Origin of the sequence: Methylocella sp. CPCC 101449, from assembly GCF_031921685.1 — a bacterium.
GTDB lineage: Bacteria > Pseudomonadota > Alphaproteobacteria > Rhizobiales > Beijerinckiaceae > Terripilifer.
In genome coordinates this window covers 1,516,896-1,535,710 of the sequence record NZ_JAPDHU010000002.1, presented here as the reverse complement: position 1 = coordinate 1,535,710, position 18,815 = coordinate 1,516,896, and the positions used below count along the sequence as shown (strand labels likewise).

Annotated in this window: 20 protein-coding genes and 1 riboswitch; of the genes, 14 read left to right on the top strand and 6 right to left on the bottom strand. The window is 62.2% G+C overall.

Annotation, left to right across the window (positions count from 1 at the left end):
• Positions 1–164 precede the first annotated feature (164 nt).
• Positions 165–983 (top strand): GH25 family lysozyme, encoded by an 819-nt coding sequence (locus tag OIM99_RS18140; protein ID WP_311851860.1) that lies wholly within the window; start codon positions 165–167, stop codon positions 981–983.
• Here OIM99_RS18140 and OIM99_RS18135 read toward each other — a convergent pair whose 3' ends face one another.
• The 3 genes from OIM99_RS18135 to OIM99_RS18125 all read right to left on the bottom strand — a co-directional run bounded on the left by OIM99_RS18135 (position 984) and on the right by OIM99_RS18125 (position 2,732).
• The gene (locus OIM99_RS18135) at positions 984–1,184 is read right to left on the bottom strand and encodes a hypothetical protein (protein WP_311851859.1); all 201 of its coding nucleotides are present in this window, start codon (positions 1,182–1,184) and stop codon (positions 984–986) included. It abuts the gene before it with no gap.
• A gap of 135 nt (positions 1,185–1,319) precedes the next feature.
• Positions 1,320–2,192, bottom strand: a complete 873-nt coding sequence (locus OIM99_RS18130; RefSeq protein ID WP_311851858.1) for a DUF4189 domain-containing protein — start codon at positions 2,190–2,192, stop codon at positions 1,320–1,322.
• A 78-nt stretch (positions 2,193–2,270) separates the two neighbouring features.
• On the bottom strand, positions 2,271–2,732 hold the full coding sequence (locus OIM99_RS18125; protein ID WP_311851857.1) for an isoprenylcysteine carboxylmethyltransferase family protein: 462 nt from the start codon (positions 2,730–2,732) through the stop codon (positions 2,271–2,273).
• A 122-nt stretch (positions 2,733–2,854) separates the two neighbouring features.
• On the opposite strand from OIM99_RS18125, the gene OIM99_RS18120 reads away from it, so the two are divergent.
• From OIM99_RS18120 to OIM99_RS18110, 3 genes are all read left to right on the top strand, one after another.
• Positions 2,855–4,027, top strand: coding sequence for an isovaleryl-CoA dehydrogenase (locus OIM99_RS18120; RefSeq protein WP_311851856.1), 1,173 nt, complete (start codon positions 2,855–2,857; stop codon positions 4,025–4,027).
• Between the two features lie 74 nt (positions 4,028–4,101).
• Positions 4,102–4,719, top strand: coding sequence for a glutathione S-transferase family protein (locus OIM99_RS18115; RefSeq protein ID WP_311851855.1), 618 nt, complete (start codon positions 4,102–4,104; stop codon positions 4,717–4,719).
• A 6-nt stretch (positions 4,720–4,725) separates the two neighbouring features.
• Positions 4,726–5,523: a YdcF family protein gene (locus OIM99_RS18110; RefSeq protein ID WP_311851854.1), complete on the top strand. Its 798-nt coding sequence runs from the start codon at positions 4,726–4,728 to the stop codon at positions 5,521–5,523.
• 4 nt (positions 5,524–5,527) lie between these two features.
• Here OIM99_RS18110 and OIM99_RS18105 read toward each other — a convergent pair whose 3' ends face one another.
• Both OIM99_RS18105 and OIM99_RS18100 read right to left on the bottom strand, forming a co-directional pair.
• Complete coding sequence (locus OIM99_RS18105) at positions 5,528–5,815, bottom strand: DUF3253 domain-containing protein (RefSeq protein ID WP_311851853.1); 288 nt, start codon at positions 5,813–5,815, stop codon at positions 5,528–5,530.
• 94 nt (positions 5,816–5,909) lie between these two features.
• The gene (locus tag OIM99_RS18100) at positions 5,910–6,614 is read right to left on the bottom strand and encodes a DUF599 family protein (protein ID WP_311851852.1); all 705 of its coding nucleotides are present in this window, start codon (positions 6,612–6,614) and stop codon (positions 5,910–5,912) included.
• A 97-nt stretch (positions 6,615–6,711) separates the two neighbouring features.
• Here OIM99_RS18100 and OIM99_RS18095 point away from each other — a divergent pair, with 97 nt between their 5' ends.
• The 8 genes from OIM99_RS18095 to OIM99_RS18060 all read left to right on the top strand — a co-directional run bounded on the left by OIM99_RS18095 (position 6,712) and on the right by OIM99_RS18060 (position 14,089).
• On the top strand, positions 6,712–7,149 hold the full coding sequence (locus tag OIM99_RS18095; RefSeq protein ID WP_311851851.1) for a GNAT family N-acetyltransferase: 438 nt from the start codon (positions 6,712–6,714) through the stop codon (positions 7,147–7,149).
• A 3-nt stretch (positions 7,150–7,152) separates the two neighbouring features.
• The gene (locus tag OIM99_RS18090) at positions 7,153–7,803 is read left to right on the top strand and encodes a glutathione S-transferase family protein (RefSeq protein WP_311851850.1); all 651 of its coding nucleotides are present in this window, start codon (positions 7,153–7,155) and stop codon (positions 7,801–7,803) included.
• Between the two features lie 79 nt (positions 7,804–7,882).
• Positions 7,883–9,490 carry a carboxyl transferase domain-containing protein gene (locus OIM99_RS18085; RefSeq protein WP_311851849.1) on the top strand — a complete coding sequence of 536 codons (1,608 nt, stop codon included), beginning with the start codon at positions 7,883–7,885 and terminating at the stop codon, positions 9,488–9,490.
• Between the two features lie 12 nt (positions 9,491–9,502).
• Positions 9,503–11,488, top strand: coding sequence for an acetyl-CoA carboxylase biotin carboxylase subunit (locus OIM99_RS18080; protein WP_311851848.1), 1,986 nt, complete (start codon positions 9,503–9,505; stop codon positions 11,486–11,488).
• Positions 11,489–12,244, top strand: coding sequence for an SDR family oxidoreductase (locus OIM99_RS18075; protein WP_311851847.1), 756 nt, complete (start codon positions 11,489–11,491; stop codon positions 12,242–12,244).
• Entirely contained in the window at positions 12,241–12,612 is a 372-nt protein-coding gene (locus OIM99_RS18070; protein WP_311851846.1) for a hypothetical protein, read from the top strand. Before OIM99_RS18075 ends, OIM99_RS18070 begins: the two co-directional genes overlap by 4 nt.
• A gap of 136 nt (positions 12,613–12,748) precedes the next feature.
• Positions 12,749–13,186, top strand: a complete 438-nt coding sequence (locus OIM99_RS18065) for a DUF1489 family protein (RefSeq protein WP_311851845.1) — start codon at positions 12,749–12,751, stop codon at positions 13,184–13,186.
• Between the two features lie 18 nt (positions 13,187–13,204).
• Complete coding sequence (locus OIM99_RS18060) at positions 13,205–14,089, top strand: leucine-rich repeat domain-containing protein (RefSeq protein WP_311851844.1); 885 nt, start codon at positions 13,205–13,207, stop codon at positions 14,087–14,089.
• On the opposite strand, the gene OIM99_RS18055 is transcribed toward OIM99_RS18060, so the two are convergent.
• A complete protein-coding gene (locus OIM99_RS18055) occupies positions 14,086–15,282 on the bottom strand; it encodes a multidrug effflux MFS transporter (RefSeq protein WP_311851843.1) in 1,197 nt (398 codons plus the stop codon). The genes OIM99_RS18060 and OIM99_RS18055 overlap by 4 nt on opposite strands.
• Positions 15,283–15,411: 129 nt before the next feature.
• Positions 15,412–15,605, top strand: a riboswitch (cobalamin riboswitch).
• A gap of 106 nt (positions 15,606–15,711) precedes the next feature.
• Between OIM99_RS18055 and OIM99_RS18050 the strand changes: the two genes are divergently transcribed.
• Both OIM99_RS18050 and OIM99_RS18045 read left to right on the top strand, forming a co-directional pair.
• Positions 15,712–17,643, top strand: coding sequence for a ribonucleoside-diphosphate reductase subunit alpha (locus OIM99_RS18050; protein ID WP_311851842.1), 1,932 nt, complete (start codon positions 15,712–15,714; stop codon positions 17,641–17,643).
• Complete coding sequence (locus OIM99_RS18045; RefSeq protein ID WP_311851841.1) at positions 17,634–18,752, top strand: ribonucleotide-diphosphate reductase subunit beta; 1,119 nt, start codon at positions 17,634–17,636, stop codon at positions 18,750–18,752. Before OIM99_RS18050 ends, OIM99_RS18045 begins: the two co-directional genes overlap by 10 nt.
• The last annotated feature ends 63 nt before the right edge of the window (positions 18,753–18,815 follow it).

The window sequence follows — 18,815 nt, the reverse complement described above, 5'->3', positions numbered from 1 at the left end:
TCCGCCCCATGGCCTTGATCGACCAAATCTTTTTTGCGATCCGGATCGGCTCTGCGGGGGGCCCCTTACGAGACCGTTGATTTTGGGTCGCCCTGATTCACCTTGATTGCTAAAAATGCGCGTCGTTTACGAGACGTTACCAAGCTGTGATTTATTTAACGCGCATGCGAATTAATTTTGATCAGTTGGGCCTCAAGGCCGTTCTACCGGTGGCGGCTTTGGCCGCCGCTTTGATGCTTGCCGCTTGCGGCGGCGGTGGTGGCTCGGCCATCCCGCTGCTCGACGGGGCGGGCGAGGGCGGTCGTGCCGGTGCCGGCAATGAGCATTTCGTCGGCCTGCATCCGAACAATTTCAGCATCCACGGGATCGACGTTTCCAAATACCAGGGCGACATCGACTGGCAGGCGGTGCGTGCCTCGGGCGTCAAATTCGCCTGGATCAAGGCGACCGAGGGCGCTGACCATGCCGATTCCAAGTTCCAGCAAAACTGGGCTGGGGCGAAAGCCGCTGGCGTGCCGCGTGGCGCCTATCATTTCGTCTATTGGTGCCGGCCGCATCACGAGGAGATCGGCTGGTTCAAGAACACCGTCCCTGTCGATCCCGAGGCGCTGCCGCCCGTGCTCGACGTAGAGGCGACGCCGACGTCGCGCACCTGCAAGCGCACGCTCTATAAGGATGAGGTCGTGCGTGAAATGCGCGAGATGCTCGTCGACATGGAGCGGCACTATGGCAAGCGGCCGGTCATCTATGTGACGGTCGATTTCTATCAGGCCATTCTGTCGGATGGCGAGTTCAGCGACTATCCGATGTGGGTGCGTTCGACCAAACATCCGCCGCACGTGCCCTACGGCAGCCGGCGCTGGGTGTTCTGGCAATATCAGTCCGATGGTTATGTGCCGGGCATTCGCGGCAAGGTCGACAAGAACGCTTTCGCGGGCAGTGAATCGCAATGGCGGGCGTGGCTGGCCGGTAAACCGTATTGATCAAATTCGGCTGCGATCCTTGGCCTCTCGAAGGCTGAGGATGTGCTGCCGAAACGCCGAGCAGAGGTGAATGCGCAGAGCGAGTTCGGTTTCGATCCCGATCATCGTGGCGTCAAACCTGTCACCGAGCTTGCGGGCGATGATGTCCAATATGTCGAGTGCTTCAAGCGCATTGCGCCACTCGCCTGGTGTGACGGTCACGCCAGGCTTCTCTAATTTTCGCATATCTGCGCCCCGCAGCCCTTAACCGATCGAACCGATGCGGCGGGGATACGCTTCACGCACTGAACGCAGCTAGATGCCTTTGGTCATATGCGACGAACGGCCTCGACGTTGTCAGCGCTTGTGACTGCCGTCGGCGCAAAGCGTCGTGCGTGCCGAGCAGCCGCGCTCCGCATTGGGTTCGTCATTGCATTGACGCAAGGCTTCGCTGATCGCATCTGACAGTTGCGGTCGCAGCGCCACCATGGAGCCGAAATAGACGCGGCGGCGGTTCTCGGTGCGATAGCTCGCCATCGCCATGCAGCTTGCATCAGCGCCGGCCATCAGACGGCAATCGGCGCGGCGGCCGGCGCGCCGCTGGCATTCGCGCAAAGCTTCTTGTTCCGCTTCTTCGCGGCTTGCCCGATTGAACGTCGAGCCATAGGCGCCTCGCGCCGTATAGGCGATGGCGCCCCAGACCGTCGAAAGTTTGGCGCCGTTCAAGCGTCTCCACTGCTCGTCGTTGATCTGGCCGGTGGTTGGCAGGCCGACCGTTTTCTGCCAGTCGCGAATGGCATTCTGGGTGGAGGAATCGAAGACGCCATCGCGACGTGTCACACGGTAATTGAGACTATAGAGCTTGTTCTGCAGTTCGCGGATCTGCGCTGGATTGGAAAGATCGAAGGCGCGCGTCTGTTGCGGAATGACAGGCGCGGGGGTTGATGCAGGAGAGGATGCGGCGGCTTTCTCCAGGCCTTCGATCCGGACCTTGGCGAGTGGCGCGAAGACGCCAGTGGGAAAGGCTTGCAGATAGGCGCGCAGCTCGGCCGGATTCTTGGAATCCTTGACGCTGTTCCAGAAGGCGATCTCGGCGGCATTCTCGGATGGCGCGGGTGTGGAAGCGGTCGCGCCGCCTTCCTTCGGCGATGACTGGGCCCAGGCCGCCTGGCTGATCGGAAGGCACAGCAAAAGCGAAAGGGCGGTCCACAAATGCGCGCGACGCGTCATGTCATCTCCTCCGATCAGATGCCAAGATGAAGCATTGTCGGGCAAACGACGGGAGGCGTAAAGTTTGTGGCGGAAAATTTAGAACCAGCGGCGGACCGCCGCGCTGTATTCGCGATAGGCGTCGCCAAATTTTTCAGTCAATTGAGCCTCTTCCGGCGTGATGGCGAATTTTTTCACGGCGAACATGACGACCGGGATGGCGAGAAACAGCCACAGGGAATCGGCGATGAAGCCAACGCCCAAGAAGATCAGCGCCGCGCTCAGATAGATTGGATTGCGTGAAAAACGATAGGGGCCGCCGGTCACGAGGGTGCGCGCGGGTTCGTCGGGACTGATCGGTGTGTCCGCCATCTTCAAGGCCAGGGCGGCCCAAGCCGCGAGCGCCAGGCTGGCCAGAACGATCAGCCAACCCAGGAGAGATCCCATCTCGCGTCCGGTGCCGGCGCCCAGGAAGCGCATCGGTATGATCAGTTTCAGGATCAGCGCGATGATGAGGGCGCCGCCGAAAATCTTGGGCGGCAGCAGGCGCTGGCGGGGCATATCGTCATTTGGTTGCATGGATTTCATGGGGAGGGCGGTTCAACGTGGGCTGGACGCGTGCCACAATGGCAGTCCGCGCCGAGGCAGACAACCGGGCGCGTATGTGGGTGGTGGAGGAATGAATGATCGCCAACCAAGGTCCAAGCTTCAATTTCGATCTCGGCGAAACCGCCGATATGATCCGCGCCACCACCCGCGATTTTGCCCAGGACGAGATTGCACCGCGCGCCGAGGAGATCGATCGCACGAATACCTTCCCGCGCGATCTGTGGCCGAAGATGGGTGCGCTAGGCCTGCATGGCATCACGGTGGAGGAGGACTATGGCGGGTCGGGGCTTGGCTATCTCGAACATTGCGTGGCGATGGAAGAGGTCAGCCGCGCGTCCGCCAGTGTCGGCCTCAGCTATGGCGCGCACTCCAATCTCTGCGTCAACCAATTGCGCCGCAACGGCACGGACGACCAGAAGCGGCGTTATCTCGGCAAGCTGATTTCCGGTGAGCATGTCGGCGCGCTCGCCATGTCGGAGCCGGGCGCGGGTTCCGATGTCGTGTCGATGAAGACGCGGGCCGACAAGCGCGGCGATCGCTTCGTTCTCAACGGCAACAAGATGTGGATCACCAATGGGCCGGTGGCTGAAACCTTGATCGTCTACGCCAAGAGCGATCCATCGGCCGGGCCGCGCGGTATCACCGCTTTCATCGTCGAGAAAGGCATGAAAGGGTTTGGTACGGCACAGAAACTCGACAAGCTCGGCATGCGGGGATCCGACACCTGCGAACTGGTGTTCGAAGACTGTGAAGTGCCGGAGGAGAATGTGCTCGGCAGCCTCGGCAAGGGCGTCAACGTTTTGATGTCGGGGCTGGACTACGAGCGCGCCGTTTTGGCGGCCGGGCCGCTCGGCATCATGCAGGCAGCGATGGATGTGGTCATGCCCTATGTCCATGACCGCAAGCAGTTCAATCAGCCGATCGGCGAGTTCCAACTGGTGCAAGGCAAGATCGCCGACATGTATGTCGGCATGAATGCCTGCCGCGCCTATGTCTATGCGGTGGCGAAGGCCTGCGACCGTGGCGAGACGACGCGCGAGGATGCCGCCGGCGCCATTCTCTATGCGGCGGAAAAGGCGACTAGGATCGCGCTCGATGCGATCCAGCTCCTCGGGGGCAACGGCTATATCAACGATTATCCGACCGGGCGGCTGCTGCGCGATGCGAAACTCTATGAAATCGGCGCCGGAACCAGTGAAATCCGCCGGATGCTGATCGGCCGGGAATTGTTCATGAAAACGGGCTAAACCCCAGCCTATTTCCTTACGATTGACCTTTTGCGAAGGGGCCAATACCTCTGCCTCATCCAAGGAGCATGATGATGATCAAGGTCTGGGGCCGCAACAATTCGCTCAACGTCCAGAAGGTGATCCTGACCCTGGAAGAGATCGGCCTGCCTTACGAGCGTACCGATGCGGGCCTGCATTTTGGCGTCGTCAATACGGCGGAATATCGGGCGATCAACCCGAACGGCCGGGTGCCCACCATCGACGACATGGGATTCACCTTGTGGGAGTCCAATGCCATCGTCCGCTATCTGTGCGCGCGCTATTCGGAAGGCAAGCTGTGGCCGCTCGACGCGCGCCGTCGTGCCGATGCCGATCGCTGGATGGATTGGCAGCAGACGACGCTGCTCGATCCGATCAATGCGATTTTCCGGCCGTTGGTCCGCAAGGATGTGGAAGCGAAGCCGGAAGTGATCGAGGCGGGGATCAAGACGGCGGAAGGCAATGCGGCCGTGCTCGATGCCTTGTTGTCGGAACGCCCGTGGGTTTCCGGCGGCACGTTCGGCATGGCCGATTGTGTGATCGCCACCGTCGTCCACCGCTGGATGCATCTGCCGATCGAGCGGCAGCCGCGACCGCATCTGGAGCGCTGGTACAAGGCGATCTGCGAGCGGCCGTGGAGCAGTAAGGTGCTGATCCTGCCGCTGAGCTAGCCTGGGATGTTCTTCTACCTGTCCAAAATATTGTGGTTCTTCGCCGCGCCATCGAATCTGATGGTGGTGGCGACGGGCCTGGCTTTGCTGGCGCTTTATTTCGGCTTTCGCCGCATCTCGCGCGGCTTGCTTTGGATGGTGGTTATCTTCGCGGTCTTTTTCGGGCTCGGGCCGGGCGGGCAGGTTTTGCTGTCGCCGCTGGAAAACCGCTTTCCGCAACTGCCGGCTGATTTTCCCGCGCCCACCGGCTTCATCGTGCTGGGTGGTGGGGTCGATGAAGTGGTGAGCACGGCGCGCGGATCGGCGGAGCTGTCGGAGGCCGGCACGCGCATGACCGCCTCGGCCGCCTTGGCCTATCGCTATCCGAATGCGCGGATCGTCTTCACCGGCGGTTCCGGGCGCATCCTGGGCGGCGACGTGAGCGAGGCGGAGGTGGCGCGGCGCATCTATACCAGCCTCGGCATTTCACCTGAGCGCATGACCTTCGAGGAGGAATCGCGCAACACCTGGGAAAACGCGGTGTTCACGCGCGATCTCATCAAGCCGAAACCGGGCGAGGTCTGGGTGCTCGTCACCTCCGCCTATCACATGCCCCGTTCCATGGGGCTGTTCCGCAAGGCGGGTTTTCCGGTCGTGCCGGCGCCGGTCGATTATGCGACGCGCGGCACCTGGTATGATTTCATCCGGCCTTCGGCCGAGACGTCGCTTGGCCTGCGCCGCACCGATCGCGCCGTGCGCGAATATATCGGGCTCTTTGCTTACTACTTGTCGGGCAAGAGCGAGGCGCTGTTTCCGGGTCCGTGACTGATTATTCGCTGCGCGGCAGGCCGAGGCGATAGACGCCCCGGAAATCGTCCGGGTCGGCCGGCTTGCCCTTGCGGTAGATCACCAGATCGCCCTTGCGGGCCATGCCGATGGCGGCGGCGCGCACGCGGGTGAGCCAGGAGCGCCAGGCGAGATCGTCGCCACCTTTGGCGGCGGCGATGGATTTGGCGGCATCCGTCGGGCAGATCGTCTTGCCGGGGCCGGCTTCGACGCAAAGGTCGACGATCGTGGCTTCCAGCGTTTTATTGGGGGCCGAATCTTCGGCGACCATAACCTCGTTCATCCGGGGCCTATGCGGCGCGGAGCGTTTCGCGTCAAGCCGCTTGGCGTCTGTCCGTTTGGCTTCGGGCCGTTTGGAAGGCGGTTTACGAGGCATCGGAATCGGACATGTGTTTGGTCGGATCGATCGCGTCATGCGCTTCCGAGCGGTATTGGCGCGACCACATGAAGAACAGCACGATCGCCGTCGTGATCATCAGAACATAGGGGCCGAGGAACCAGCCGAGATAGGCGAGGGCGAAGAAGAAGGCGCGCTGGCCGCGGGTGAACTGCCGCGCGGCGGCGATGTTCATGCGGCCGGCATAGGTGGCGATGCGGCGGCGCTCGTCGTCATTCTCCGATTTGGCCGGCGGCGTGGCGCCGATCAGGATGGCGCAATAGTTGAACAGCCGGTAGGCCCAGGCGAATTTGAAAAAGGCGTAGCCAAACAGGATCAGCAGGCCGACGACCTTGATCTCGAACATGGCGCGGGTCGGCACGAAGCCGAAGGGCAGGTCGGTGGCGACGCGCATCATGTCGTCGCTGGAGCGCAGCAGGGCGGCGGTGCCGCCGAGCGCCAGCAACGAGGTGGAGGCGAAAAAGGCGGTGCCGTTCTGCAAAGTGGCGATGATGGCGGAATCGACGATGCGGACATCGCGGTTGGCCATCTCCTGCATCCAGCGCAGGCGATAGTAGGACATCTGCGCGTTCAGCGCCGTGCGGGCATGGGTCCGGAGCATGTGGTGATAAATCACCCAGGCCGCCGCGAAGAGGCAGATGGCGATCAGGTCGGCAAGAACGAATCCGGACATGGGGCAAGTCTATAACGCTTGCAGGACGGCGGGAATGTGCCAGTCTCGTCTTTGTCGACCGTTTGCTAGACATAAACTCCACGAACGTCGGATTCAGATGCAGATTCGTCCCCCCATTCCGCAGGATGAGGCGCGCTGGCGCGAGCTTTGGGCCGGCTATGTTGCCTTTTATCGGGGCGAGGTGCCCGAGGTGGTTACGGCCGACCTTTGGGCGCAACTGGTGCGCGGGGAAGGCCCGGTGCGCGGGCTCGTCGCGGTGGGAGATGACGGCCTGGTCGGCTTCGCCACATTTCTGTTTCATCCCTCCACCTGGAGCCTGAAACCGAGCTGCTATCTGGAAGACCTGTTCGTCGACCCGCAGGCGCGCGGTTCGGGGGCCGGCAAGGCGCTGATCCTGGCGGTTGAAACGGTGGCGAAAAAGGCCGGCGCCTTCCGGCTCTATTGGCACACGCAGGAATTCAACGCGCCGGCGCGCTCGCTCTATGACACGCTGGTCAACCGCTCCTCCTTCATCGTCTATCGCAAGGCCCTTTGACTCATGCTGACCCTCGTTATCGGTAACAAGGCCTATTCCTCCTGGTCGCTGCGGCCGTGGATTTTGCTCGCGACCCTGCACATTCCGTTCGAGGAGAAGCAGGTCAATCTCTATGACGAGCCGGGCAAGAAGAAGCTGAAGCGGCTGTCGCCGACGGGGAAAGTGCCGCTCTTGATCGACGGCGAGATCGAGGTTTGGGAATCCGTCGCGATCTTCGAGTATCTGGCGGAAAAATATCCGGCCAAGGGCATCTGGCCGAAGACCCGGGCGGCGCGCGCCGAGGCGCGGGCGCTGGTGGCGGAAATGCACGCCGGCTTCATGGCGATGCGCCGGCATCTGCCGACCAATTTCCGCCGCGAGGTGCGTCTGCGCGAACTGACGCCGGAAGTTCAGGCGGACGTGGCGCGGATGGAAGCGGCATGGGCCGGCGCACGCCGCAAATTCGGCAAGGGCGGGCCGTTCCTGTTCGGCAAATTCAGCGCGGCGGACGCCATGTTCGCGCCGGTGGTCAACCGTCTGCATATCTATGATGTGAAGGTGAAAAAAGAGACGCGGGCCTATATGGACACGATCATGGCGCTGCCGGCGTGGCAGGCCTGGATCAAGGATGCTTTCGCCGAAAAGCAAACCCACGAGGTTTATGACGCGATATGATCCTTTCCGCCTAACGGCCGGCTTGATTCAGCGGTATTTCGCGCCATAGTCGCCGAAACGGTAGACGGGGGCGAGACACGTGGCGGTCCTGAAATCGAACTTCGATCCGGTCGGGCCCGATGCCACCGCCAATCGTCAATCCTGGGCGCAGCTCGTCACGCAATTGCAGGAGCGCCGCGCCACGGCGGCTCTCGGCGGCCCGGAGCGGGCCCGCCAGCGCCATGTCGATCGCGGCAAGCTGTTGCCGCGCGATCGTGTGCTGGGCCTGATCGATCCAGGCTCGCCGTTCCTTGAAATCGGCGGCCTCGCGGCCTTCGGCATGTATGAGGGCGATATCCATGGCGCCGGCATGATCGCCGGCATCGGCCGCGTCGAAGGGCGCGAGGTGATGATCGTCTGCAACGATGCGACGATCAAGGGCGGCACCTATTATCCGATCACCGTGAAGAAACATCTGCGCGCGCAGGAGATCGCGCAGGAGAACCATCTGCCTTGCGTCTACTTGGTTGATTCCGGCGGCGCCAACCTGCCGCATCAGACCGAGGTGTTTCCCGATCGCGAGCATTTCGGCCGCATCTTCTTTAACCAGGCGAATATGTCGTCGCGCGGCCTGGCGCAGGTCGCGGTGGTGATGGGCTCCTGCACGGCCGGCGGCGCTTATGTGCCGGCGATGTCGGATGAGACGATCATCGTCAAAGGGCAGGGCACGATCTTTCTCGCCGGGCCGCCGCTGGTGAAGGCCGCGACCGGCGAAATCGTCTCGGCCGAGGATCTTGGCGGGGCCGACGTGCATACGCGTATCTCCGGCGTCGCCGATCATCTGGCGCAGAACGACGAGCATGCTTTGGCGCTGGCGCGCCGCGCCATCCGCAATCTCAACACGGCCAAGCGTGCGCCGCCGGCGTCGCGGGCGCCGACGCCGCCTCTGCATGATGTCGCCGAACTCGATGCCATCGTGCCGACGGACCTGCGCAAGCAATATGACATTCGCGAAGTGATCGCGCGTCTCGTCGATGGCTCCGACTTCGATGAGTTCAAGGCGCGCTATGGCACGACGCTCATTTGCGGCTTCGCCCACATCGAAGGATTGCCCGTCGGCATCATCGCCAACAACGGCATTCTGTTTTCCGAAAGCGCGTTGAAGGGCGCGCATTTCGTCGAACTGTGCTGTCAGCGCGGCATACCGCTGCTGTTTCTGCAAAACATCTCAGGCTTCATGGTGGGCCGCGAGTATGAGACCGGCGGCATCGCCAAGGATGGCGCCAAATTGGTGACGGCGGTGGCCTGCGCGCGCGTGCCGAAGATCACCGTGATCGTTGGCGGTTCGTTCGGCGCCGGCAATTACGGCATGTGCGGACGGGCCTATGGTCCGCGCTTTCTCTTCACCTGGCCCAATGCGCGCATCAGCGTCATGGGGGGCGAACAGGCGGCCAGCGTGTTGGCGACCGTGCGGCGCGATAATATCGAAGCCGAGGGCAAACAATGGAGCGCTGCCGAGGAAGACGCCTTCAAGGCGCCGATCCGCGCCAAATATGAAGAAGAGGGCTCGCCCTATTATGCGACGGCGCGGCTGTGGGACGATGGCATCATTCTGCCTTCGGAAACCCGGCAGGTGCTGGCATTGGCGCTGTCGGCCACGCTGAACGCGCCGGCCGAGGCGACCAAGTTCGGCGTCTTCAGGATGTAGCGGAGCGTCACCATGTTCAACTCCGTTCTGATTGCCAATCGCGGTGAAATTGCCTGCCGGATCATCCGCTCCGCGCGGCGCTTGGGCCTGCGCACCATCGCCGTCTATTCGCAGGCGGACAGGAACGCTTTGCACGTGCGCCTCGCCGATGAAGCGCATGAGATTGGCCCGGCGCCGGCGGCGCAGTCCTATCTGCGCGGCGATGTCATTCTTGACGTGGCGCGTGCCACCAAGGCGGCCTGTCTGCATCCGGGCTATGGCTTTCTGTCGGAGAATGCCGAGTTCGCCGAAGCCTGCGCCGCAGCGGGTGTCGTTTTCGTCGGGCCGCCGCCTTCAGCCATTCGTGCCATGGGCCTGAAGGACGAGGCCAAGGCGCTGATGCGCAAATCCGGCGTGCCGGTGGTGCCGGGCTATGACGGGGCGGAGCAGGCGGCGAAGCAACTGGCGGATGAGGCCGGGCGCATCGGCTATCCCGTTCTCGTCAAGGCGGTGGCTGGCGGTGGCGGCAAGGGCATGCGCAAGGTGGAGCGCGCGGCTGATTTCGCCGATGCTTTGGCCTCGGCGCAGCGCGAGGCGCAGTCGTCCTTTGGCAATCCGCGCGTGCTGATCGAAAAATATGTCAGCGCGCCGCGCCATATCGAGATTCAAATGTTCGCCGACAGTCATGGCCATGCGCTGCATCTGTTCGAGCGCGATTGCACCCTGCAGCGCCGGCATCAGAAGGTGATCGAGGAAGCGCCGGCGCCCGGCATGAACGATGAAACCCGCAGCGCCATGGGCGAGGCCGCGGTGGCTGCCGCCCGCGCGGTGGGTTATGTCGGCGCCGGCACGGTGGAATTCATCGCCGATGGATCGCGGCCGCTGTCGCCTGACAGTTTCTGGTTCATGGAAATGAACACGCGGTTGCAGGTGGAACATCCGGTGACGGAAGCCGTGACGGGACTTGATCTGGTGGAGATGCAGTTTCGCGTCGCCGCCGGCGGCCGTCTTGGGCTGCAGCAGGCCGACATCAGACTTTCAGGCCACGCCATCGAAACACGGCTCTATGCCGAAGACCCGAACAGTGGCTTCCTGCCGTCGACGGGACGCATTCTGGCGCTCGATCTACCTTCGGGAGAGGGCGTGCGTGTCGATGCGGGTGTCGCCGCCGGCAATGACGTGACACCGTTCTATGATCCGATGATCGCCAAGGTCATCGCCCATGCGCCGACGCGTGAAGAGGCGATCAAACGGCTGGCCGATGCTCTGGCGGCGACGAAAGTCTTTGGTCCACGATCGAATGCCGGCTTCCTGCATCGGCTCGTGACACGGCCGAAATTCGCCAGCAATCACTACGACACCGGTTTCATCGAGCGGCACCTTGCCGATCTCGGGGCTGTGCCGCAGCCTTATGATGAAGGCGCCGTGGCCTTCGGCGCGGCGGTCGCGCTGGCTTGCGCCGGACAATCGCCGGCCGCTCGCTTTACCGACCCGTGGGGGCGTGGCGATGCGTTTCAACTTGGCGCCGTACGCCGGCAGAAGATCGCCATTGCGATTGAGGGAGAACGCGCAACGGCTGATATCGAATGGCGTGCCGGCGAGATGGTGGCGACTTATGCGCAGATGCAACAGGTCGTGCGATACGAGAATGGTCGCTGGAGCGCGTCCGATCCGCTGCTCAGTGCCTATGCCGGAGATCACGGCGTATTCGTTCTGCGCGAGGGGCGGCAGGTTCACATCGCCTTGTTCGACGCGCTTGATCATGCGGATGAAGCGTCCGGCAGCGATGGCAATGTGGTGCGCTCGCCGATGCATGGCAAGCTGGTCGCGGTCTTCGTCGCGGCTGGCGAGGCGGTGGAGAAGGGCCAGCGCCTGGCCATTGTCGAGGCGATGAAAATGGAGCATGTGCTGATGGCGCCGGTGGCGGGCCGTATGGGTCCGATGAGCGTTCATGCAGGCCAGCAGGTGGCGCAGAATGCCGCTTTGCTGACAATCGAAACAGAAACGGGAGACGCCTGAATGTCAGATCAGAAAATCGCTTTGGTGACCGGCGGCGGCACGGGCATTGGCCGCGCGGCGGCGCTGGCGCTGGCTGGTATCGGCTATACGCTGGTGCTCGCGGGACGGCGGCAGGAGCCGTTGGACGAAGCGGTCGCGGCGATCAAGAAGGCCGGCGGCAAAGCCATCGCGGTGGCGTGCAATGTCGGCGACCCCAAACAGGTGGATGCGCTGTTCGGCAAGATCAAGTCCGAATTCGGCCGCCTCGATCTGCTCTTCAACAATGCCGGCATGGGCGGCGCGCCGTCGCTGTTGGAAGATCTGCCGTTCGAGAGATGGCAAGACGTGGTGAACGTCAATCTCAACGGCGTGTTCCTGTGCACCCAGGCGGCCTTCCGCATCATGAAGGATCAGAAGCCGCAGGGCGGCCGCATCATCAACAATGGCTCGATCTCGGCGCATACGCCGCGCCCGAATTCGATCGCCTATACGGCGACGAAACATGCGGTGACCGGCATCACCAAGACGGCGGCGCTGGACGGCCGCAAATATGACATAGCCGTCGGTCAGATAGACATCGGTAATGCGGAGAGCAGCATGGCCGACAAGATGAAGAAAGGCGTGCCGCAGCCGGACGGATCGATCCGGCCGGAAGCGACGATGGCGCTCGATCATGTCGGCCGCGCCATCGCCGCCATGGCCAATCTGCCGCTGGAGACCAATGTTTTGTTCATGACCATCAAGGCCACGAAAATGCCCTTCGAGGGCCGCGGATGATCCGGGCTTCTCTCGTCGCGACAGGCGTGGTCTGCCTGTCGCTTCTGGCGGTGGGGCAGGCTTCGGCTTGTTCCTGCGTCAAGCAATCGCGCGAACAGGCGGCGCAACAGGCCTCGCTCGTGATCACCGGGCGCGTGCTGAACGTGCGCCGCGACGGCGCCAATAGCTATGCGCGCATCGAAACCGTGCAGATGCTGAAAGGTGCCGCGCCGCCGGTGGTGGAAGTGATGACGCCGGCCTCGTCGGCTGCCTGCGGGTTCAATTTCGAGCGGGGCAAGACATTGGCGATCGCGGCGCAATTGGCCGAACAGCAGTTCCGCACGACGAGCTGTCTGATGAACGCTATCAACAGCCCCGCCGGCAAATAAAGCCGGCTCGGGATACCCGAAAGCCTGTTGATTCTGCTGGTCAAATCGTAGGCCGGAAGCCGGGTCGGCACAGCGCGGCCCGAGATCGCGCGGCGCCTGGCTTGTTCCGCGTCGGCAGGGGCGCCAAAATGGCTCCATGGCACTGCATTTGATCAAATTGTCGGTGGGGGCGGAGTCGATCCGCGACCACGAAGAGTGGGTTCAGCAACGGATGGCCGCCAAGAAAAAAGCTGGCGAGCCGCAGGAACACACGCATCGCACTCGCATGGTTCCCAAGCGCGTCGCGGAATTGCTCGACGGCGGCTCGATGTACTGGGTCATCAAGGGTCAGGTCTCGGCGCGTCAGAAACTCATTGATGTCAGGCCCTTCACCGACGATCAGGGCATCTCGCGCTGCTTCATCGTGATGGAGCCCGATGTCATACCGATCATGCCGCGTCCGTGCCGGCCGTTTCAGGGCTGGCGCTATCTCAAGGACAATGAGAAGCCGGAGGACGTGACGGCCGGCTTCGGCGAATTGGCGCAAATGCCGGAAGAGCTGCGCCGCGAATTGCGCGAACTTGGATTGCTTTAAGCGGATTGAGAACAGCGAATGCCTGATCAGCGTCTCGCGCCTTGGATTATCGATCTCCCGAACGATCTGACAGTGGAACAGGGGCTCCAGCTTGCGCGTGACCGCATCGCCTGGCGCGCAGCGGGGCGACCCGATCCAGCCGACATGGACGAATGGTCGGATGATGATCAGATCGATTTCTACGTGGCCGGCCGCCACACGCCGGATACGCTCGATCTCAACGCGCTAAAACTGCGCGCCATTCCTGAAGAGATCGCGACGCAAGAGGGGCTCGACTATCTCTTTCTCATGGGCAATCGCATCGAAACCATTCCGGCTGCTTTCGCCGAGACGTTTCGCTGCATCAGCCTGCATCTGTTCGGCAATCCCTTGCGCAACGTTCCCGCCGCGCTGTTTCATATGAAGGGGCTGACCGATCTTTATCTCGGACGCAGCGCTTTGGTAGATTTGCCGCAGCTCGATCGCCCGGCATCCCAACTCAAAATTCTCGGGCTCGACCGTACCGAATGGCTGGATATTCCCGACGGCTTCCTGCGCCAGTTTCCCAACCTGCACACGCTCTTGCTGAATTCCTCCTTTCGCGATGCGATTCCGCCTGACGTCTTCGCACTGCCGGAGCTGATCCAGCTCGATTTCGAGGAAAATCCGTTGGAAGTGCTGCCGGCTGAAATCGGTCAGTTGCGCAAACTGATGATCCTCAATCTCACCAACTGCCAGTTGAAGAGTTTGCCGAAAAGTCTCGGCGCGTTGACGATCCTGGAGGAGAAGGCGCGCGGCGGTCCCTTCGGCCTGCGGATCGGCGGCAATCCGTTCAAGGATAAAGAGCTGCGACGCATCGGCAAACTGAAGAACCCGCAGATGACGATTCAAGCCCTGGAATGGGCGCGGGCCAACGGCGACTAGGCCTTCGCGCGCTCCCGCATTCGCAGGACGAACGGGATCGAGCCGAAAAACAGGCACAGCGCCGCGCCGACGCCGGTGACGATGATCATTGGCTTGATGGTGCCATCGGCCATGGTGCCGTAGATCTGCGTGAAGACGGCGCCGAAAAAACTCTGAGAGAAAATGGCGACGCCTGCGGCTGTGCCGGCGAGACGCGGCACGATCTGCATGGCGGCGCTCTGCGCATAGGGCATGGAAATGCCTTGGGCGAAAGGATTGAAGAAGCCGGGCAGAAATATTGCCAGCGGATGCACATAGCCGAGCATCAGTAGCGTCAGAATCGTGGCGACGGAGGCGGTCAGGATCAGCGAGCCGGCGAGCACCATGATTTCATGAGGCACGCGATTGCCGATGCGGCTGGAAATGAAATTGCCGCTGAAGAAGCCCAAGGGGAAGAGAAAGAAATACAGGCCGAACTCGGTCGAGGGCCGGTGCAGCATGTCCTTCATCACATAGGCCGATGCGGCGGCGATCGAGAAGAAGACGGCGGTGCTGAAGCCGGGTTGCAGGGCATAAGCGATGAAGCGCGGGTGCGAGAACAGTTCGCGATAATTGCCGAGCACGCTTTGCCCGGCTTCCAGCTTCACGCCCGGCCGGGTTTCCGGCACGAAGAAATAAGTGCCGAGCATGATGATGGCGCCGGAGGCGAAGGAGAAGATCATCACCGCCCGCCAGGTGAAATGATCGAGCAGCAGGCCCGCGACGGTCGGCGAGACCATCGGTCCTAGTGTGTAGAACATTGTGAGATAGCTGATCACCTTGACCAGTTTCTCCGGGCCATAGGCGTCGCGCGCGATGGCGCGCACCAGGGTGGTGCCGCAGCCGGCGCCGATCGCCTGGACGACGCGGGCGATGATCAGGGTGGTGATCGTGTCAGCCAGCATGCCGAGCAGGCTGCCGAAGAGGAAGAGAGCGAGACCTGAGAGCAGCACCGGCCGGCGGCCGTAGCGGTCAGCCAGCGCCCCATAGACCAGATTGGCGAAGGCCATCACCAAGAGCGGCAGGCTGAAGCTGATCTGCGCCAAGGCATCGGAAATGCCGAAGGCACCTTTAAGGACCGGGGTGACCGGCAGAAAAAGGTGGATGGCGAAGGGCGTCAGCAGGCCGATGGAGGCAAGCGCCAGCGCAAATATTCGACCCGGTTCAAATGCCATTCGTCAGCCTCCGCGCGCCTTCTCACATGCGGTTGGATGGCAGGCAATCGGGGCTCCCCGCATGGCGGCTGTGCACGAATATTTGTGTCAGAACGCCAACCATTCGTTGACAATCTTGGCCTTATAAACACAACATATGGTGTTCACGGTCCGCAGATTCGTCTGCGGTGAAAAGGGAACCCGGTGCAAATCCGGGGCTGCCCCCGCAGCTGTAAGTGGTGAAGCTTCATCCGACTATGCCACTGACGCCAAAAGGCGTTGGGAAGGCCGGAGGAAGCAGCGACCCACGAGCCAGAAGACCTGCCGGGAACATGGATCGACCACGGGCGGGGTGCCGCGTTGGCCGTTGCGAAGTGCCGAAGGCCTTAAGGTCTTGTCGGTGCGTCGTTGCGCCAGCGTTCATCCCAGATCGAACAGCGGGATTTTCGCATGGGGCAAGCAGCATTCGACTTCGACAAACACGGCCATCTGGTTCCGCTTCCGGAGCCCGTTCAGCGCACCATCCTGCGCGAGACCGTGCGTACGGTTGAGCGTCCGCGTGAACTGCATGCCCCGCCGCCTTATCCGCTGGCGCCAAAGCCGAAGCCGGCGGACCTCCAACTCGATCGGTCGCGCGATGGCCTGCTGACGGCCTTCGGCAAAGCGACCCTCGATGACCGCTATCTGATGCCGGGCGAGAGCTATCAGGACATGTTCGCCCGCGTGTCCTGCGCCTATGCCGACGATGTCGCCCATGCCCAGCGTCTTTATGATGCGATGTCGCGCCTGTGGTTCATGCCCTCGACGCCGATCCTGTCGAACGGCGGCACGACCCGCGGCCTGCCGATTTCCTGCTTCCTCAACACCGTTCCCGACTCGCTCGACGGCATTGTCGCGACCTGGAACGAGAACGTGGCGCTGGCCTCCAACGGCGGCGGCATCGGCACCTATTGGGGGAAGGTGCGCTCGATAGGCGAACCGGTAAAAGGCAATGGCGCCACTTCGGGCATCATTCCGTTCATCCATGTGATGGACGGTCTCACCTTGGCGATCAGCCAGGGGTCGCTGCGGCGCGGTTCGGCCGCCGTCTATCTCGACATCCACCATCCGGAGATCGAGGAATTTCTCGAAATCCGTAAATCCTCCGGCGATTTCAACCGCAAGGGGCTTAACCTCCATCACGGCATCAATGTTACCGACGAGTTCATGGAAGCGGTGCAGGCCGGCGCCAAATTCGCGCTGAAGAGCCCGAAGGACGGCAAGGTGATGCGCCATGTGGATGCGCGCCAGCTCTGGCAACGCATTCTCGAAACGCGCATGCAGACCGGCGAGCCGTATCTCTTGTTCATCGATGCGGTGAACCGTGCCTTGCCGAAGCATCAGCGCGATCTCGGCCTGAAAGTCTCGACCTCCAATCTGTGCAGCGAGATCACGCTGCCGACGGGCAGGGACCATAACGGCGAGGATCGCACGGCGGTGTGCTGCCTGGCCTCGCTCAACATCGAGACCTGGGATCAATGGGGCGACGATCCGGGCCTGGTCGAGGACGTGCTGCGCATGCTCGACAATGTGCTGACCTCGTTCATCGAGAGCGCGCCCGACAGCATGTCGCGCGCCCGCTATTCGGCCTTGCGCGAGCGTTCCGTCGGCCTCGGCGTCATGGGCTTCCATTCGTTCCTGCAATCGCGGCGCATTCCGATGGAGAGCGCGCTCGCGAAATCGTGGAACCTGCGCATCTTCAAGAAAATCCGCCGCGAGGCGGATTCCGCCTCGGTGCTTCTGGCCAACGAGCGCGGTGCTTGTCCGGACGCGCAGGAGCGCGGCATGCGGGCGCGCTTCAGCCACAAGATCGCCATCGCGCCGACGGCGTCGATCAGCATCATTGCCGGCGGCACCAGCGCCTGTATCGAGCCGATCCCGGCCAATATCTATATGCACAAGACCTTGTCGGGCGCCTTTGCGGTGCGCAACATCCATCTCGAAAAGCTATTCGAGGAAAAGGGCGTCAACACCACCGACACCTGGCAGTCGATCGTCGCGCAGGAAGGGTCTGTGCAGCATCTCGACTTCTTGACCGACGATGAAAAGGCGGTGTTCCGCACGGCCTTCGAGATCGATCAGCGCTGGGTCGTCGATCTGGCCGCCGATCGCGCGCCCTATGTCTGTCAGAGCCAGTCGATCAATCTCTATCTGCCGGCCGATATCGATAAATGGGATCTGCACATGCTGCACTGGACGGCCTGGAAGCGCGGCATGAAGAGCCTGTACTACTGCCGCTCGAAGTCGATCAGCCGCGCCGCTTTCGCCGGCGATGGTCAGCAGAAGGCTGCGTTCACCACGTCCGCCAGAACCGACTATGAGGAGTGCCTGGCATGTCAGTGATCGATCTTGCGCCCCGTCTGCTCGATCTCGGCAAAACCGATCCGCGCGATCTGATCGGCACCGGTCAGGTCGGACTGCTGACGGCGACCGGCACCTATAATGTCGATCGCTACCCCTGGGCCTATGAGTTCTGGAAGCGCCAGCAACAGACCCATTGGATGGGCGAGGAAGTGCCTTTGGGCGCCGACATCAAGGATTGGGCGTCCGACCGGGTGACGGAAGGCGAGCGCAATCTGCTGACGCAGATTTTTCGCTTCTTCACCCAGTCGGATGTGGAGGTCGGCGACAATTATCTGAAGCGCTACATCCCGATCTTCCAGCCGCTCGAAGTGCAAATGATGATGGCGGCCTTTTCCAACATGGAGACGGTGCATATCGATGCCTATGCGCTGCTCTTGAAGACGCTGGGCATGCCGAACACCGAGTTCGCCGCCTTCCGCGACTATGCGGCGATGCGTGACAAGGCCGATTACATGCACACGTTCGGCGTCGGCACCGTCTCGGATGTAGCGCGCACGCTTGCCATGTTCGGGGCTTTCACCGAGGGCATGGCGCTGTTCGCCAGTTTCGCCATGCTGCTCAACTTCCCGCGCCACAACAAGATGAACGGCATGGGCCAGATCGTCAGTTGGTCGGTGCGCGATGAGAGCTTGCATTGCGAAGGCGTGATCAAGCTCTATCACGAATGGAACCGCGAAACCGGTGCGGTGACGCCGGCCGTGCGTGACGACATTGTCGATGTGGCGCGCACCATGGTCGGGCTTGAGGAGCGTTTCATCGATCTCGCCTTCGGTCTTGGCGATATCGATGGCATGACGCCGGAAGACATCAAATCCTATGTGCGCTACATCGCCGATTGGCGGTTGTCGCAGCTGCATCTGCCCGGCGTCTACGGCTATTACACGGAGACGGCCACCGGCCATAAGCAGGTCAAGCCGCATCCGCTGCCCTGGCTCGTTGAAAGCTTGAACGGCGTCGAGCACGCCAATTTCTTCGAACAGCGGGCCACCGAATATTCGAAGGGTGCGACGCGCGGTGCCTGGGACGGTGAGGATGGCGTGTGGGCGGCGTTCGATCAGCAGGTCAAGCGTGGCGAAGCGGCTCATTAGCCTCATCGGGTTCGGCAAAAAGCAAACCCTCGGTTCGCGGGAACCGAGGGTTTTTCCGTGTCG

What these genes read in the sequence shown, in the direction of transcription:
- OIM99_RS18090 (WP_311851850.1), top strand. Translation starts at nt 7,153, where the DNA reads ATGCTGACCCTCGTTATCGGTAACAAGGCCTATTCCTCCTGGTCGCTG.
- OIM99_RS18115 (WP_311851855.1), top strand. Translation starts at nt 4,102, where the DNA reads ATGATCAAGGTCTGGGGCCGCAACAATTCGCTCAACGTCCAGAAGGTG.
- OIM99_RS18105 (WP_311851853.1), bottom strand. Translation starts at nt 5,815, where the DNA reads ATGGTCGCCGAAGATTCGGCCCCCAATAAAACGCTGGAAGCCACGATC.
- OIM99_RS18140 (WP_311851860.1), top strand. Translation starts at nt 165, where the DNA reads ATGCGAATTAATTTTGATCAGTTGGGCCTCAAGGCCGTTCTACCGGTG.
- OIM99_RS18070 (WP_311851846.1), top strand. Translation starts at nt 12,241, where the DNA reads ATGATCCGGGCTTCTCTCGTCGCGACAGGCGTGGTCTGCCTGTCGCTT.
- OIM99_RS18060 (WP_311851844.1), top strand. Translation starts at nt 13,205, where the DNA reads ATGCCTGATCAGCGTCTCGCGCCTTGGATTATCGATCTCCCGAACGAT.
- OIM99_RS18110 (WP_311851854.1), top strand. Translation starts at nt 4,726, where the DNA reads ATGTTCTTCTACCTGTCCAAAATATTGTGGTTCTTCGCCGCGCCATCG.
- OIM99_RS18095 (WP_311851851.1), top strand. Translation starts at nt 6,712, where the DNA reads ATGCAGATTCGTCCCCCCATTCCGCAGGATGAGGCGCGCTGGCGCGAG.
- OIM99_RS18125 (WP_311851857.1), bottom strand. Translation starts at nt 2,732, where the DNA reads ATGCCCCGCCAGCGCCTGCTGCCGCCCAAGATTTTCGGCGGCGCCCTC.
- OIM99_RS18050 (WP_311851842.1), top strand. Translation starts at nt 15,712, where the DNA reads ATGGGGCAAGCAGCATTCGACTTCGACAAACACGGCCATCTGGTTCCG.
- OIM99_RS18100 (WP_311851852.1), bottom strand. Translation starts at nt 6,614, where the DNA reads ATGTCCGGATTCGTTCTTGCCGACCTGATCGCCATCTGCCTCTTCGCG.
- OIM99_RS18045 (WP_311851841.1), top strand. Translation starts at nt 17,634, where the DNA reads ATGTCAGTGATCGATCTTGCGCCCCGTCTGCTCGATCTCGGCAAAACC.
- OIM99_RS18080 (WP_311851848.1), top strand. Translation starts at nt 9,503, where the DNA reads ATGTTCAACTCCGTTCTGATTGCCAATCGCGGTGAAATTGCCTGCCGG.
- OIM99_RS18120 (WP_311851856.1), top strand. Translation starts at nt 2,855, where the DNA reads ATGATCGCCAACCAAGGTCCAAGCTTCAATTTCGATCTCGGCGAAACC.
- OIM99_RS18065 (WP_311851845.1), top strand. Translation starts at nt 12,749, where the DNA reads ATGGCACTGCATTTGATCAAATTGTCGGTGGGGGCGGAGTCGATCCGC.
- OIM99_RS18055 (WP_311851843.1), bottom strand. Translation starts at nt 15,282, where the DNA reads ATGGCATTTGAACCGGGTCGAATATTTGCGCTGGCGCTTGCCTCCATC.
- OIM99_RS18130 (WP_311851858.1), bottom strand. Translation starts at nt 2,192, where the DNA reads ATGACGCGTCGCGCGCATTTGTGGACCGCCCTTTCGCTTTTGCTGTGC.
- OIM99_RS18075 (WP_311851847.1), top strand. Translation starts at nt 11,489, where the DNA reads ATGTCAGATCAGAAAATCGCTTTGGTGACCGGCGGCGGCACGGGCATT.